Source organism: Enterococcus sp. DIV1314a, from assembly GCF_051713805.1.
Lineage (GTDB): Bacteria > Bacillota > Bacilli > Lactobacillales > Enterococcaceae > Enterococcus_I > Enterococcus_I aquimarinus.
Genome location: NZ_JBIOQP010000001.1, coordinates 161,187 through 173,998, shown reverse-complemented (window position 1 = coordinate 173,998; position 12,812 = coordinate 161,187). Strand labels below are relative to the sequence as shown.

The following is a 12,812-nucleotide window of genomic DNA, read 5'->3' as shown; positions in this document are numbered from 1 at the left end:
AAACGTGTTAAGATATTCATGTTGTAAATTCAAAATCAACTCTGATACAGCAAATGGATCAGGGCAAAGGAGAGAAAGCATTATGAAACCAAATATTCATCCAGAGTACCATCCAGTGGTATTCCTAGACACAACAACAGGATTCAAATTCCTAACAGGTTCTACAAAAAATTCTTCAGAAACAATCGAATGGGAAGATGGCAATACATACCCATTAATCCGTGCTGAGGTTACTTCTGACTCACACCCATTCTATACTGGACGTCAAAAATTCACACAAGCAGACGGACGTGTGGACCGTTTCAACAAAAAATACGGTATCAAAGACACAAACGCTGCAGAATAATAAAAAGATTGAGTTATCAATTTTTGACAGATTACATTCCAAATGTAATCTGTTTTTTTTTTGTGGAAAATGGAAAAGAAAAGCGCTAGAGCGACTTGATTGTCGTTCTGGCGCTTTTGTATTGGCTGAAATGTGCAAGAATAACAATCGATGGATGTAAGTTGCACGTTCCTTACGTGTAAATCGAGTTATTGCTTCAACGGAGGCACCGAACTTGTATCTGTTGAATCGGTTAGTTCTTCCAAATCTGCTCGTAAAATACTGTAGATGGCGATATCAACAATTCCTTGATTGTTTCGAGCCGCTTGTCGTAAGATGCCTTCAAAGGTCATGCCGGCTTTTTCCATGACTTTTCCGGAACCAGGATTGGCGATATCGTGGGTTGCTTCAATACGATTGACCGCTGTGGCGTCAAATAAATAGGCGATGACTGCTTCTAAAGCTTCCGTCATGTAGCCTTTATTCCAAAATTTTTCACCTAAGACATAACCGATGATTTTTGTCTGCGTCTCAGTAGTTTCGCCAACCACATCAATGACGCCCATCAATTCTTGTGTCTGGGTGTCAACAATTCCCCATTCCTCATTCGCTTCTGTTATTCGCTGGCGTAACCGGTCTTTTGTAACTTCGAGATTGCCATGGGGTGGCCAAGTTAAGTATTTTGTTGCATTGACTGAATGCGTCCAGTTTTGAAACATCTTTTCGGCATCATCGAGGGTTAACGGTCGTAACGTTAGCCGAGGTGTTTTGAGTGTTTTGACCATGAATCCGTTCCTCCTTATCCTTGTGCGGATTTCGCTTGTAGGCGATACATCTGGGCGTATTGCCCATCTAAAGCGAGCAACTGCGCATGCGTTCCTTGCTCTTTGATTTCGCCTTGATCAAGTAGTAAAATTTGATCGGCTTGTTGAATCGTGGATAGGCGATGGGCAATGATAAACGTAGTCCGACCTTCTTTCACGACGTTCATCGCATTTTGGATAATGGCTTCTGTCTCAGTATCAATATGTGACGTGGCCTCATCTAAAATGAGAATCTTCGGATTTTTAGCAAGTGTTCTGGCAAAGGCAATGAGTTGCCGTTCTCCTGAAGAAAGCGATTGGCCTTTTTCAATGACTTCTTCATGGATTCCTTGTGGGAGTTTGGCAAGTAAGGGATGCGCACCGACTTTCTCTAAAGCTTGAATAATCATTTCATCGGTAATACTTTGATCTTGCATGCTGACATTGCTTGCGATTGTGCCACTAAATAAGTAAGGTTCCTGCAAGACAATTCCCATTTTTTCCCGGACACTTTCACGATTACATTTTGCAATCGGTTGATTATCAATTAAGATGGCACCTTCTTGAGGATCGTAAAAACGAAAGAGTAAATTAATTAAGGAACTTTTTCCGGAACCGGTATGTCCGACAAGACCTACCGTTTCTCCAGGGTTCACTTTAAAGTGAATATCTTTTAACACTTGATTTTGTTCATCGTAGCCAAACGTCACGTGATCAAAGGTGATTTCTCCATTTGAAAAGGCTAATGGTTGCGTACTATCGGTTTCGATCGCTTCATCAAGTAATTCAAACACCCGTTCACCAGACGCCAAGGCCTGTTGTAGCGTAGGCATGATCCGTACGAGATTGAGAATTGGATCAAATAAACTCGAAAGGTAATTAATTAAAATAAAAATCGTTCCCATCGAATACCCTAAAAAACCACTCGTAAACTGTGTACCTAGATAAAGGAGCAAGAAAAACATGACAATATTTTTAATAAAAGTTGAAAAATCCCAAGATAAAATCCCATCCAGTCGAATCGAGCGGATACGGTTATCCAGCCAAGCTTGATTTTTTTCTTCAAACTCTTCTAACATATTCTCTTCTTGATGGAAGAGTTGAACAATCGAGACCCCTTGGATGATTTCTGCAGTTAAACTGTTTAACTCGCTAATAATTTCTCGCCAATTTTTATTAATCGGTGTCGCGATGCGAATATAAATCAGTTGCCAAACGAAAAAGAACGGTAAGAGTAAGAGTAACGCAAGACCCACATCGGGACTAACGAGAAAGAGTGCGATATAAATTCCGATAACCATTAAGAGATTAATCAGTACTTGATTACTGAAGTTTTGATAAAAGCTATTACGTAAAACCTCGGTATCATTCACGATGCGTGCCGAAATTTTCCCGGCCGGTTTGTCATCAAAATAGGAAATAGGTAACTGCTGCATTTTTTCATGCGCTTGATCACGAATATTTTTACTAACGCGATTTGAAGCAAAAGCAAAGAGTAAGAAGCTGCTATAACTTGTGAGCGCGCTAATCACCGTGATGAGCATGAACCAGCCAAATTTTTGAATCAAGAATTCGTAAGAGACCGGTTGATTTTGTTTAACATTTTCTGAAATGACATCAATGATTTGTTTGCCAATCATGGGTGTATAAATAGTCGATCCAGCTGAGATGATGGAAAGGATGAACCCCAGTCCATAAAAAAGGGGTTCATCTTTTAAATAGCTGAGGAGTCGTTTAAATGTTTTCATGTTGATTGTCCTCCAATTGTTGTTTCAAGTGTTGCTGATAATACCAGCCTTTTTGACGCAGTAACGCATCAGGGGTCCCGTACTCGGTAATGGCCCCTTGATCCATCACAATCACTTTTTGCGCGTTTGCAACAGCCGATAAGCGATGCGTAATGATAATGGTTGTTTTATTTTTTCGAATTGCTTGAATATTTTCGATAATCGCTTGTTCCGTTTTCGCATCAACGGCAGACAAAGAATCATCTAGAATCAGTAATTCTGGCTGGCGAATTAATCCACGTGCGATAGAAATCCGCTGTTTTTGTCCCCCAGAAATCGACACGCCTTTTTCACCAATTAATGTTTCTAATCCTTCTGGCATTCGTGCGACGTCTTTGGTGAAATCGGCAGACGCCACCACATCTAAAATATCTTCGTCTGTCGCATGGTGTTTACCAAAACCAATATTATAGGCAACATTCTTTGAAAAAAGAACATGCTCTTGAGGGACATAACCAATCAGTTTTTCTAAGTCTGCAATGGCATAATGTTGAATTTCTTGCTGATTGATCTGTAAATTGCCGGTAGAACTTGCCGGATATTGACGCAGTAGCTGACGAATCAACGTTGTCTTACCACTTCCAGTTGGCCCAACAATTCCCAATGTTTCACCTTGTTGAATGTCTAAATTAATTTTTTGAATCGTTGGCGTGTCACTTGTCGGGTATTGAAACGAATAATCTGAAAAAGTAATGTTTTCGATACCTGTTAGGGGTTGATGACCATTTTTTTCCACTAAATCATCGGCAGTTAGAATTTCTTCGACTTTACGGAAGGAAACATTGCCTTGCTGATAGACTAAAACGATATCTGATAATCCCCAGATTGAACCACTCAACATCCCTAAGTAAATTTGAAACGAGATCAGTTGTCCAATCGTCATCTGACCTTGACTAATTAAATAACCACTATACGTTAGCCCGAGTGCCATGCTTAAACCGGTAAATAATTTGGCAATGGGTCCCACCGCGCCGTTATAAAGAACGAGATGGTTGGCTTTTTCTAGTACTTCAGACGTTCGTCTTTGAAAGCGTGTTTGTTCTAATCCTTTTTTACCATATGCCCGCATCACACGGACGCCATCGACGACTTCTAAGACCTCGTTACTTAAAGTAGCCACCGCATCGCGATTAGCTTCGTAAAGGACGTCGACTTTTTGCCATAATTTAAAAACTGCCCAAGCAAAAAGAACAAGTGGTAGTGTGCTGATGACAGTTGCTTGCCAAGAAATGGTGACAACCATAATCGTAAAGATACTAAGTGCCCAAGTGACATTCGAGACAATTAGCATAAAGCCATAGCCAATCGTATCACCTAAAAATTCAATATCACTAGTCATTCGTGTCATTAAGTCACCCGAGCGAAAGCGTTCATAAAACGGTGTGCGTAATTGCAAAAGTCGTTGATAGAGTTGTTTGCGTAACGTATTTTGATAGCGATAAGACTGACTAAATAATAGGACAACCCAAGTAATATCGACGAGATAAATCAGCACAATACTAACCAAGAAAAGGGCTAAATATGTCCCTAAGTTTTGATTCGTTAACGTCTCATTGACCATCGCGTCGATAAAACGTTGAATGAGATAATTCGGTACGATGGCAAGCCCTGATGAGAGTAGTGCAAATACCGTAGCAAGACTGTAAATATAAGGGTGTTTTTTAATATAAGACCAAAAAATTGTTAACATAAATGATTCCTCGTTTTCTAATATTTTCAAAAAATAGATAAAAAAGTACACAAAAAAGCCTAGTATTATTCATCGGCCGACTGAACAATACTAGGCATAAACGTTTACTTATATGAGCGAAATAGACGAAAAGAGTCTACTTCCCCTAAAGGTTACCTAATTGTAAAGGAGTTCGATGATTCATATGAAATTGTGGTAATGTAGCTGTGCGAATGAAAAGTAATTTCATGATGAACACTCCTTCCTAATTTTTTTGATAGCTTCAATTTACTATAGATAACGTCTGTTGTAAAGCATAAAAATTAAAAAGAAATGAAGAAATAAAAAAAGATCGCGAATAGATTTGAAGAAAATGTTATTTTATGGATAAGAGAGAAACCTTTTTTTCTTTGTGTTAGAATAGAAGATGGGCAAAGAGATTATTCTCGCTCATTGAATGAGTTAAGCAAAAGAAGGTGGGATTACGAATGAAAAGATTTAAAGAAGTCGTTTCCGAATTACATGAGAGTGGAAAATTTGAGTACGTTAAAATGTATGAAAGTCGGGAAGAATTGCTTCAAGATTTACGTCTCCAGTATCCTCGTATTTCATACGATAGTTTTGACGATTCAATAGACAAAGACAAAAAGGTCTTTGCGTTGATGATGATTGAAGCTAAAAAGAGTCGCTACAATCTCTACTCTGAATCAGATATCGCCACATTAGAAAGTTTATTAGAAAAAGGGACACGCTTATATTAATGGAATGCTTCTTTTAAAAATAAACAATAAATAGAAATGTCCTTTTTGTTATTTTATCAAATGACAAAACAAGGCATTTATTTGTGTTAAAATGAGTAAAAGATTAAAGAAAAGTGGCATGCATGGCCTCATTTTAAGGGGAATGCGAATCTTCTTTTCGTGCACGATTTGATTTCTTTGATACAATAACAAGAGCAATGATTTTAAAGGAGGATTTTTATGGAATATATCAAATTAGGCAATACGGGTCTGGATGTCTCACCTCTATGTCTGGGTGCGATGGGATTTGGAAGTCCAACTAATTGGATTCATAACTGGATTTTAGAAGAAGAAGAAAGTCGTCCGGTGATCAAAAAAGCGTTAGATCTTGGGATTAACTTCTTTGATACCGCCAATATTTACTCGCTCGGGCGTAGTGAAGAAGTCTTGGGGGAAGCCTTACGTGATTTTGGCAAACGAGAAGAACTAGTGGTGGCAACAAAGCTATATATGCCGATGAAAAAAGCCCCTAATAGTGGCGGCCTTTCAAGAAAAGAAATCTTTTTCCAAGTAGAAGAAAGTTTAAAACGTTTAGGAATGGATTATATTGATTTGTATATTATTCATCGTTGGGATTATCAGACTCCAATTGAAGAAACGATGGAAGCACTACATGATCTCGTCAAAGCAGGTAAAGTTCGTTATCTAGGTGCTTCAGCGATGTATACGTGGCAGTTTGCCAAAGCGCAATTTATTGCGGAAAAACATGGTTGGACAAAGTTTGTCTCCATGCAAAACCATTTGAATCTGTTATACCGTGAAGAAGAAAGAGAAATGATTCCTTTTTGTGAGGATCAAAAAATTGCGATAACCCCATACAGTCCGTTAGCTTCTGGTCGGCTGACTCGCGATTGGACCGGAGATACGAAGCGTTCATTAACCGATCAAACATCCAAAATGAAATATGATCAAACGATGGATCAAGATCGTGTCATTGTTGAACGTGTGGCGCAAGTAGCTGAAGAACTGGACGTGAAACGGGCACAAGTTGCACTGGCTTGGTTAATGCAAAAAGAAGTAGTCACGGTCCCAATTATTGGCGCAACGAAGGAAAGTCATTTACTGGATGCGTTACCTGCAATTGATGTGACATTAACACCAGAACAAGTAGCATTCTTAGAAGAGCCGTATTTGCCTCATCAAGTGGTTGGTGCGCGCTAAAAAAAAGTCGATCTGCTCAAGAGCAAATCGACTTTTTGTTTATTTAAATAGTTAATTAATCAAGCCCAATGAGGTAATCTGAATCTTGCATCGCTTCAACGGTTCCTAGTAAATAACCATTACCGACTTGCGAGAAGAAGTCGTGGTTGCTCGTACCGGTTGAAATACCGTTCATCACAATCGGGTTCACATCATCGGCTGTATCCGGGAATAACGGATCTTGTCCAAGGTTCATGAGTGCTTTATTCGCATTGTAACGTAAGAAGGTATTTACTTCTTCCGTCCAACCAATATGATCATAAAGTTCTGCGGTATATTTTTCTTCGTTTTCATAGAGTTCAAAGAGTAAGTTATATAACCATTCTTTCAGTGATTCTTGTTCCGTTTCTGGTAATTCATTGAACCCTAATTGGAATTTGTAGCCAATATAAGTACCGTGAACGGACTCATCACGAATAATTAACTTGATAATTTCGGCTACGTTGGGTAATTTATTGTTCCCTAAATAATGTAGAGGGGTGTAGAACCCAGAGTAGAAAAGGAACGTTTCTAAATAGACGCTGGCGACTTTCTTTTGTAAATCTGAGCCATTTTTATAAACTTCATTGATAATTTCAGCCTTTTTTTGTAAGTAAGGATTGGTATCGACCCATTCAAAGATTTTTTCGATTTCGGCTTTCGTGTTTAAGGTACTAAAAATGGAAGAATAACTTTTCGCATGGACGGATTCCATAAAAGCAATATTATTTAATACCGCTTCTTCATGTGGTGTGCGAACCGCATCTTTTAATTGAGCCATTCCACTTTCTGATTGGACGGTATCAAGGAGCGTCAAGCCACCAAGCACGTGACTGACCATTTCTTTTTCCGCATCCGATAAACTACGCCAATCATCCAAATCGTTGGAAAGTGGGATACGGGTATCTAACCAAAATTGTTCCGTTAGTTTTTCCCAAGTAGATTTATCAATAATATCTTCAATTTCGTTCCAGTTAATTGCTGCGTAATACGTCTTTGCCATGGAAGGTGGCCTCCTTTAATTTGAAATAAAAAAGAAGCTAGGGAAAACCCGCTAGCTTCAAAGTTGCCGTGTCTTTTTAGCGGTTAAATGACACAACTCTCACATTGGTTACTACCGATTTCTTCCGCATCATCTGTGAATGTGCGAATATAATAAATGGATTTGATTCCTTTATTGAAGGCGTAGTGACGTAAGATATTTAAATCTCTTGTCGTTTGTTTGGATGTCGTTTTCCATTCATAAAGACCTTCTGGAATTTCAGAACGCATAAATAACGTCATACTCATTCCTTGATCAATGTGTTTTTGCGCAGTCGCATACACATCAATCACTTTGCGCATATCCATATCATAGGCTGATTTATAGTAGTTGATTGTCTCATTGGATAAATAAGCCGCTGGATAGTAAATTTTCCCGATTTTCTTTTCTTGACGTTCTTCAATTAAACGTGTAATCGGATGTAAACTTGCACTCGTATCATTAATATACGAAATAGAACCGTTTGGTGCAACCGCTAAGCGATTTTGGTGGTAAAGACCATCGACTTTCACGTTTGCTGCTAAGGCTGCCCAGTCTTCTTTTGAGGGAATGGTAACTCCTTCAAACAATTTTGCAACTTTTTCAAAAGTTGGTGTATAGTCAGCATTGATGTAATCGGTGAAGTAAGAACCATCAGCATAACTAGATTGTTCAAAGTTATGGAATGTCATTTGTTTTTCTTTCGCGATTTGATGACTTTCCATTAAAGTCCAGTAATTTAAGAGCATAAAGTAAATATCGGTAAACTCAATTGATTCTGGTGAGCCATATTCCATTTGATTTTTCGCAAAGTAGGTGTGTAAGCCCATCGCGCCTAAACCAATTGTATGATTGATTTTATTTCCGTGTTGAATAGACGGGACCACGTCAATATCAGAAGCATCTGTTACAAACGTCAACGCACGGGTCATCGCACGCACGGAACGACCAAAGTCAGGACTTTCCATTAAGTTTACGATATTCGTTGAACCAAGGTTACAGCTAATATCTGTTCCCATCACTTCAAACTCTTGAATATCGTTGACTAACGAAGGTTCTTGAACTTGAAGAATTTCAGAACAGAGATTACTCATGATAATTTTGCCAGCAACTGGATTCGCACGGTTAGCGGTATCGATGTTAATAATATATGGATAGCCAGATTCTTGTTGTAATTTTGAAATCTCATCTTCTAACTCACGCGCATTGATTTTCGTTTTGGTAATCCGAGGGTTGTTAACAAGGTTGTCATACTCTTTGGTGATATCAACATAAGAAAAAGGTACGCCATATTCTTTTTCAACACTATAAGGACTGAATAAATACATCACTTCATTTTTACGAGCTAGTTCATAGAATTTGTCTGGCACAATGACACCAAGAGAAAGAGTCTTCACGCGCATTTTTTCATCCGCATTTTCTTTTTTCGCTGATAAGAAAGAGATGATATCTGGATGGAAAACGTTCAAATAGACGACACCGGCTCCTTGACGTTGACCTAATTGATTGGAATAACTAAAGCTGTCTTCAAATAATTTCATGACGGGCATCACACCACTCGCGGCACCCGCATAGCCTTTAATTGGCGCGCCTGCTTCACGCAAGTTTGAAAGTGTAATCCCTACACCGCCCCCAATTCGAGACAATTGTAAGGCAGAGTTAATGCCACGACCGATAGAGTTCATATCATCCGTTAATTGAATTAAGAAACAAGAAACCAATTCGCCACGACGTTTGCGTCCTGCATTTAAGAAAGAGGGTGTTGCTGGTTGGTAGCGTTGATGAATCATCTCATCCGCTAACGTTAGTGCTAATTCTTCGTCGCCATCTGCAAAGTAAAGGGCATTAAAAGCTACCCGGTCTTCATAAGTCTCTAAGTAGGATTCACCGTCATTGGTTTTTAACGCATATTGACCGTAGAATTTGTAAGCAGCCATAAATGACTGGAAGCGGAAGTTTTGTTCAGCTAAAAATGTATAAAGGGACTCAATAAACGTCATCGAATACTTAGCGATAAATTCTGCTTCTAAATAATCTTCTTCGATAAGGTAATTGATTTTATCCTCAATTGAATCAAACGTTTTGGTATTTGGTCGTACATTTTCGGCAAAGAATGCTTCAAGTGCTTCTTTATCTTTATGTAACGGAATCTGTCCATTTACAGGACGATTAATTTCATTATTCAATTTAAAATAGGTGACATCTTTTATGGATTTAAGACTCATCTTTGTACACAACCTTTTCTAATTAATGGGTGGGTCTGAGCATAAAAAGAAGGATTTGAAGTCTTACGACAGACAAATCCAACATCTAGTGACATTTTAAAAGAACTTTTCAGCTCGACTATCTTAAGAAGCTAATTGGCGTAATAAATCAGGGCGGAAACCAACGATCGTTTTCGCTTCACTCGTAACTACAGGAACACTTTGGAATCCTTGCTCTTTTAACCAATCGATTGCGGTAGGTTCGTTATCTAAGTTAATTTCTTCAAAAGAAATATGGTTATCGGTTAAGAAACGCTTTGCCATGTTGCATTGCATACAGTTGTTTTTTGAAAATAATTTAATATTCATTTTTGTTCCTCCTTGAAATCATTGACTGTTAAATCTTATAAATAATAGTATAGCTTTATTTAGTAGGAAGTCAATGGAAAAACACTATATATTGTGTTTGTGAAGAAGGGAGACGCTAATTGTTGTGGTTTTTTAAAAGTTTTTTGTTCATAGAACCTATGATTCATGAGCCTTTTAAGCACCCAAAAGACGAGAAATTAGTCGAAAAAAAATAAACTTGTGAAGAAAATCATTAGACAATCAGGTAAAACGATACGCACAAAAAGCGTTGCATTTTTCAAATGAGAGTGCTATTCTATTAGAGTAGTTTAGCGGGGCGTTAGCTCAGTTGGTAGAGCAATTGACTCTTAATCAATGGGTCGCGGGTTCGAATCCCTCACGCCCCATGGGTGCCAAACCCACGGAGCCGGAGAATTGTTGGTGCGCAAGCATTTTGAAAACGATTCTCGCGGCTTCATTTTTTTTACATTCAGACGCTTCTGGCGACTGCCTCTAAGGGCAATCACCAGAAGCGTCTTTTTTTTAGTCAGAAATGACTACTATTGTGGCTCTTTGTAAAATATTAAAAATCGAGTTCCTCTTCAATCTTTGTAGCGTAGACGACTTCCCCAACAGTGGTGTATTTGACTTTCCATTGTTCCAGTTTGAGATGTAACCAGAATCCATAAATTCCAAGTGTGATAATGGTCAAGAGTACCCATTTTATCCATTGCCCAAACAACCCAATCCCGGTACCGTAAAACTCCAGGCGATAACCATCAATAACCGTGTGTCTGGTTTTCCATCGATGCATCAAAACAATTGCCCAAGGGGTCAATAATCCGCCCGAAAATAAAATCATCAGTCCCGCTAGTAATGAATGGCCAAAGTAACTGAATAGGCCGCCATCGAAATGGGAACGTTGCATAGTATCACTCCTTTAATTCTTTCCTTGATTTTCTTATTTTATCGTACTTACGCAGCGAAAGAAAGGTCATCTTCCAGAACAACTTGGAGAAATCAAAAAAATCAGTTGAAAAGTTGGCTGGATTTTCGTCAGACAAGAGTCAAATGTGGCATAAATCGTTTATTTAAAATCGTGTTGTTTTGATGTTCAAACGAAGCAATTTATGGTAAAATATATCTAGTTTTAAAAACTAGATTATCAGTTTATTAAAATCGAATGAATGATAAAAGAAGGGGTTTTTATTGGAAGAATTAGAACATAAGATGTCAGCTTGGGGAGAATCGTTGTGGTCATTTCACTTGCCACGTTGGGAAGAACTACCTGAACTTGACTTGTATATGGATCAAGTTATTACCCTAGTCGATCACTATTTATCGCCAGTCATCCATTCAGATAAACATACATTATTAACGGCTTCAATGGTGAATAATTATGTGAAAAATGGAATGATTCCTCCGCCGAAGAAAAAAAGATATACGCGTAAACATGTTGCCTTTTTGATTGCGATTACCTTATTAAAGCAAGTATTGACAATTAATGAAGTCAAGCAAGGGATATTATTTCAAGGAAAGATGATTGGCATTCGACAAGCGTACAATCTTTATTGTGAAATACAAGAGGCCGCGATTCAACAGGTTTGTGCCCAAGCGACGGGGCACAAAAAGAGAAATGATCAATCAGAAAACGATGAAATTCAATTTTTAGCAGCTTATAGTGCCTCAAAGGCTTTCGCCAATAAATTATTGGCAGAAAAAGTTATTGCACTCCAAACAAGTTATTTGAAAGAAGGAATAGAAAATGAATAAAGAAAAAATTGCTTTATTAGTGGATTCAGGTACCGATGTCCCACAAGACGTGATTGACACGTATGGCATTTATATGGTGCCCTTACAAATTATTTATAAGAATCGGACGTACACCGATAAAATCGATATTACGCCGGAAGAAGTGTATCAACGTTTTTCAGAAGAAATTCCGAGCACGTCGCTGCCAGATGGTCAAACGATTCAAAAAACGATTGATCAAATTAAAGCTGATGGGTTTGAAAAAGTCTTAATTGTGACCATCTCTAGTGGACTTAGTGGGACGTATAATGTGATGCGTTTATTAGGTGAGGCAGAGTCAGAAATCGACGTGTATGTTCTTGACACGAAAAGTATTGGGATTGGGGCGGGGTTGCAAGCCATTCGGGCAGCAGAATTAATTGCGGCCGACACAGCATGGCAACCACTCATTGCGCAACTCGAAAAAGAAATTAAACAAAATAAAGTCTTATTTAATGTTGCTACTTTAGAATATTTACAAAAAGGTGGCCGCATTGGATTAGTTTCTTCGCTGATTGGTACGGCGCTAAAATTAAATCCAACTATTTCTTGTAATGAGGACGGGGTCTATTATACCGTTGCAAAATCAAGAGGACGCAAACGCAGCATTGATAAGCTGGTCGAAATTGTCGAAGAGTTTGTCGGCAATCATCAAGATTTTCGCTTAGCGGTGGCTCAAGGCGATGCAATGCCTGAAGCGTTAGAGTTAAAAGCGAAATTAGAGGCAAAATTCCCAAATGCCAAAGAAATTTTATTTGGTACGATCTCTCCCGCTTTAGTGGTCCATACGGGTCCAGGCTTGTTAGGAATGGGGATTCAAGTCATTCGCTAGTTAAAAGCAACAATCAACAGCCTTCGTTTTGCCTCATTGCGGCAAGTAGTTAG

The 12,812-nt window shown here is 38.6% G+C and carries 12 protein-coding genes and 1 tRNA gene; 6 read left to right on the top strand and 7 right to left on the bottom strand.

What is annotated here, in order from left to right:
• Nucleotides 1-82 precede the first annotated feature (82 nt).
• A complete protein-coding gene (locus tag IGI68_RS00870) occupies nucleotides 83-346 on the top strand; it encodes a type B 50S ribosomal protein L31 (protein ID WP_071874295.1) in 264 nt (87 codons plus the stop codon).
• A 188-nt stretch (nucleotides 347-534) separates the two neighbouring features.
• On the opposite strand, the gene IGI68_RS00865 is transcribed toward IGI68_RS00870, so the two are convergent.
• The 3 genes from IGI68_RS00865 to IGI68_RS00855 are packed head-to-tail and all read right to left on the bottom strand — an operon-like array spanning nucleotide 535 to nucleotide 4,605.
• Nucleotides 535-1,110: a GNAT family N-acetyltransferase gene (locus IGI68_RS00865; RefSeq protein WP_438729554.1), complete on the bottom strand. Its 576-nt coding sequence runs from the start codon at nucleotides 1,108-1,110 to the stop codon at nucleotides 535-537.
• A gap of 14 nt (nucleotides 1,111-1,124) precedes the next feature.
• The gene (locus tag IGI68_RS00860; protein ID WP_438729550.1) at nucleotides 1,125-2,876 is read right to left on the bottom strand and encodes an ABC transporter ATP-binding protein; all 1,752 of its coding nucleotides are present in this window, start codon (nucleotides 2,874-2,876) and stop codon (nucleotides 1,125-1,127) included.
• Nucleotides 2,863-4,605: an ABC transporter ATP-binding protein gene (locus IGI68_RS00855; protein ID WP_273232142.1), complete on the bottom strand. Its 1,743-nt coding sequence runs from the start codon at nucleotides 4,603-4,605 to the stop codon at nucleotides 2,863-2,865. Before IGI68_RS00855 ends, IGI68_RS00860 begins: the two co-directional genes overlap by 14 nt.
• 467 nt (nucleotides 4,606-5,072) lie before the next feature.
• Here IGI68_RS00855 and IGI68_RS00850 point away from each other — a divergent pair, with 467 nt between their 5' ends.
• Together IGI68_RS00850 and IGI68_RS00845 are read left to right on the top strand one after the other, a co-directional pair.
• The gene (locus tag IGI68_RS00850) at nucleotides 5,073-5,345 is read left to right on the top strand and encodes a hypothetical protein (RefSeq protein WP_071874291.1); all 273 of its coding nucleotides are present in this window, start codon (nucleotides 5,073-5,075) and stop codon (nucleotides 5,343-5,345) included.
• A gap of 219 nt (nucleotides 5,346-5,564) precedes the next feature.
• On the top strand, nucleotides 5,565-6,545 hold the full coding sequence (locus tag IGI68_RS00845) for an aldo/keto reductase (protein ID WP_071874290.1): 981 nt from the start codon (nucleotides 5,565-5,567) through the stop codon (nucleotides 6,543-6,545).
• A 55-nt stretch (nucleotides 6,546-6,600) separates the two neighbouring features.
• Here IGI68_RS00845 and nrdF read toward each other — a convergent pair whose 3' ends face one another.
• From nrdF to nrdH, 3 genes are all read right to left on the bottom strand, one after another.
• Nucleotides 6,601-7,566: a class 1b ribonucleoside-diphosphate reductase subunit beta gene (nrdF, locus tag IGI68_RS00840; protein WP_071874289.1), complete on the bottom strand. Its 966-nt coding sequence runs from the start codon at nucleotides 7,564-7,566 to the stop codon at nucleotides 6,601-6,603.
• A gap of 83 nt (nucleotides 7,567-7,649) precedes the next feature.
• Nucleotides 7,650-9,809: a class 1b ribonucleoside-diphosphate reductase subunit alpha gene (nrdE, locus tag IGI68_RS00835; RefSeq protein WP_071874288.1), complete on the bottom strand. Its 2,160-nt coding sequence runs from the start codon at nucleotides 9,807-9,809 to the stop codon at nucleotides 7,650-7,652.
• 123 nt (nucleotides 9,810-9,932) lie between these two features.
• On the bottom strand, nucleotides 9,933-10,157 hold the full coding sequence (gene nrdH / locus IGI68_RS00830) for a glutaredoxin-like protein NrdH (protein WP_071874287.1): 225 nt from the start codon (nucleotides 10,155-10,157) through the stop codon (nucleotides 9,933-9,935).
• A gap of 313 nt (nucleotides 10,158-10,470) precedes the next feature.
• Here nrdH and IGI68_RS00825 point away from each other — a divergent pair.
• Nucleotides 10,471-10,543 (top strand) — tRNA-Lys (locus tag IGI68_RS00825).
• 176 nt (nucleotides 10,544-10,719) lie between these two features.
• Here the strand turns inward: IGI68_RS00825 and IGI68_RS00820 are convergent.
• Nucleotides 10,720-11,064, bottom strand: a complete 345-nt coding sequence (locus IGI68_RS00820; protein ID WP_071874286.1) for a DUF898 family protein — start codon at nucleotides 11,062-11,064, stop codon at nucleotides 10,720-10,722.
• A 281-nt stretch (nucleotides 11,065-11,345) separates the two neighbouring features.
• On the opposite strand from IGI68_RS00820, the gene IGI68_RS00815 reads away from it, so the two are divergent.
• Both IGI68_RS00815 and IGI68_RS00810 read left to right on the top strand, forming a co-directional pair.
• The gene (locus IGI68_RS00815; protein WP_071874285.1) at nucleotides 11,346-11,909 is read left to right on the top strand and encodes a DUF1836 domain-containing protein; all 564 of its coding nucleotides are present in this window, start codon (nucleotides 11,346-11,348) and stop codon (nucleotides 11,907-11,909) included.
• The gene (locus IGI68_RS00810; RefSeq protein WP_273232152.1) at nucleotides 11,902-12,759 is read left to right on the top strand and encodes a DegV family protein; all 858 of its coding nucleotides are present in this window, start codon (nucleotides 11,902-11,904) and stop codon (nucleotides 12,757-12,759) included. The genes IGI68_RS00815 and IGI68_RS00810 overlap by 8 nt, the downstream gene beginning before the upstream one ends.
• The last annotated feature ends 53 nt before the right edge of the window (nucleotides 12,760-12,812 follow it).

Coding starts and splice junctions, on each gene's coding strand:
- nrdH (WP_071874287.1), bottom strand. CDS start 10,157: ATGAATATTAAATTATTTTCAAAAAACAACTGTATGCAATGCAACATG.
- IGI68_RS00855 (WP_273232142.1), bottom strand. CDS start 4,605: ATGTTAACAATTTTTTGGTCTTATATTAAAAAACACCCTTATATTTAC.
- IGI68_RS00860 (WP_438729550.1), bottom strand. CDS start 2,876: ATGAAAACATTTAAACGACTCCTCAGCTATTTAAAAGATGAACCCCTT.
- IGI68_RS00810 (WP_273232152.1), top strand. CDS start 11,902: ATGAATAAAGAAAAAATTGCTTTATTAGTGGATTCAGGTACCGATGTC.
- IGI68_RS00845 (WP_071874290.1), top strand. CDS start 5,565: ATGGAATATATCAAATTAGGCAATACGGGTCTGGATGTCTCACCTCTA.
- IGI68_RS00865 (WP_438729554.1), bottom strand. CDS start 1,110: ATGGTCAAAACACTCAAAACACCTCGGCTAACGTTACGACCGTTAACC.
- IGI68_RS00850 (WP_071874291.1), top strand. CDS start 5,073: ATGAAAAGATTTAAAGAAGTCGTTTCCGAATTACATGAGAGTGGAAAA.
- IGI68_RS00870 (WP_071874295.1), top strand. CDS start 83: ATGAAACCAAATATTCATCCAGAGTACCATCCAGTGGTATTCCTAGAC.
- nrdF (WP_071874289.1), bottom strand. CDS start 7,566: ATGGCAAAGACGTATTACGCAGCAATTAACTGGAACGAAATTGAAGAT.
- IGI68_RS00820 (WP_071874286.1), bottom strand. CDS start 11,064: ATGCAACGTTCCCATTTCGATGGCGGCCTATTCAGTTACTTTGGCCAT.
- nrdE (WP_071874288.1), bottom strand. CDS start 9,809: ATGAGTCTTAAATCCATAAAAGATGTCACCTATTTTAAATTGAATAAT.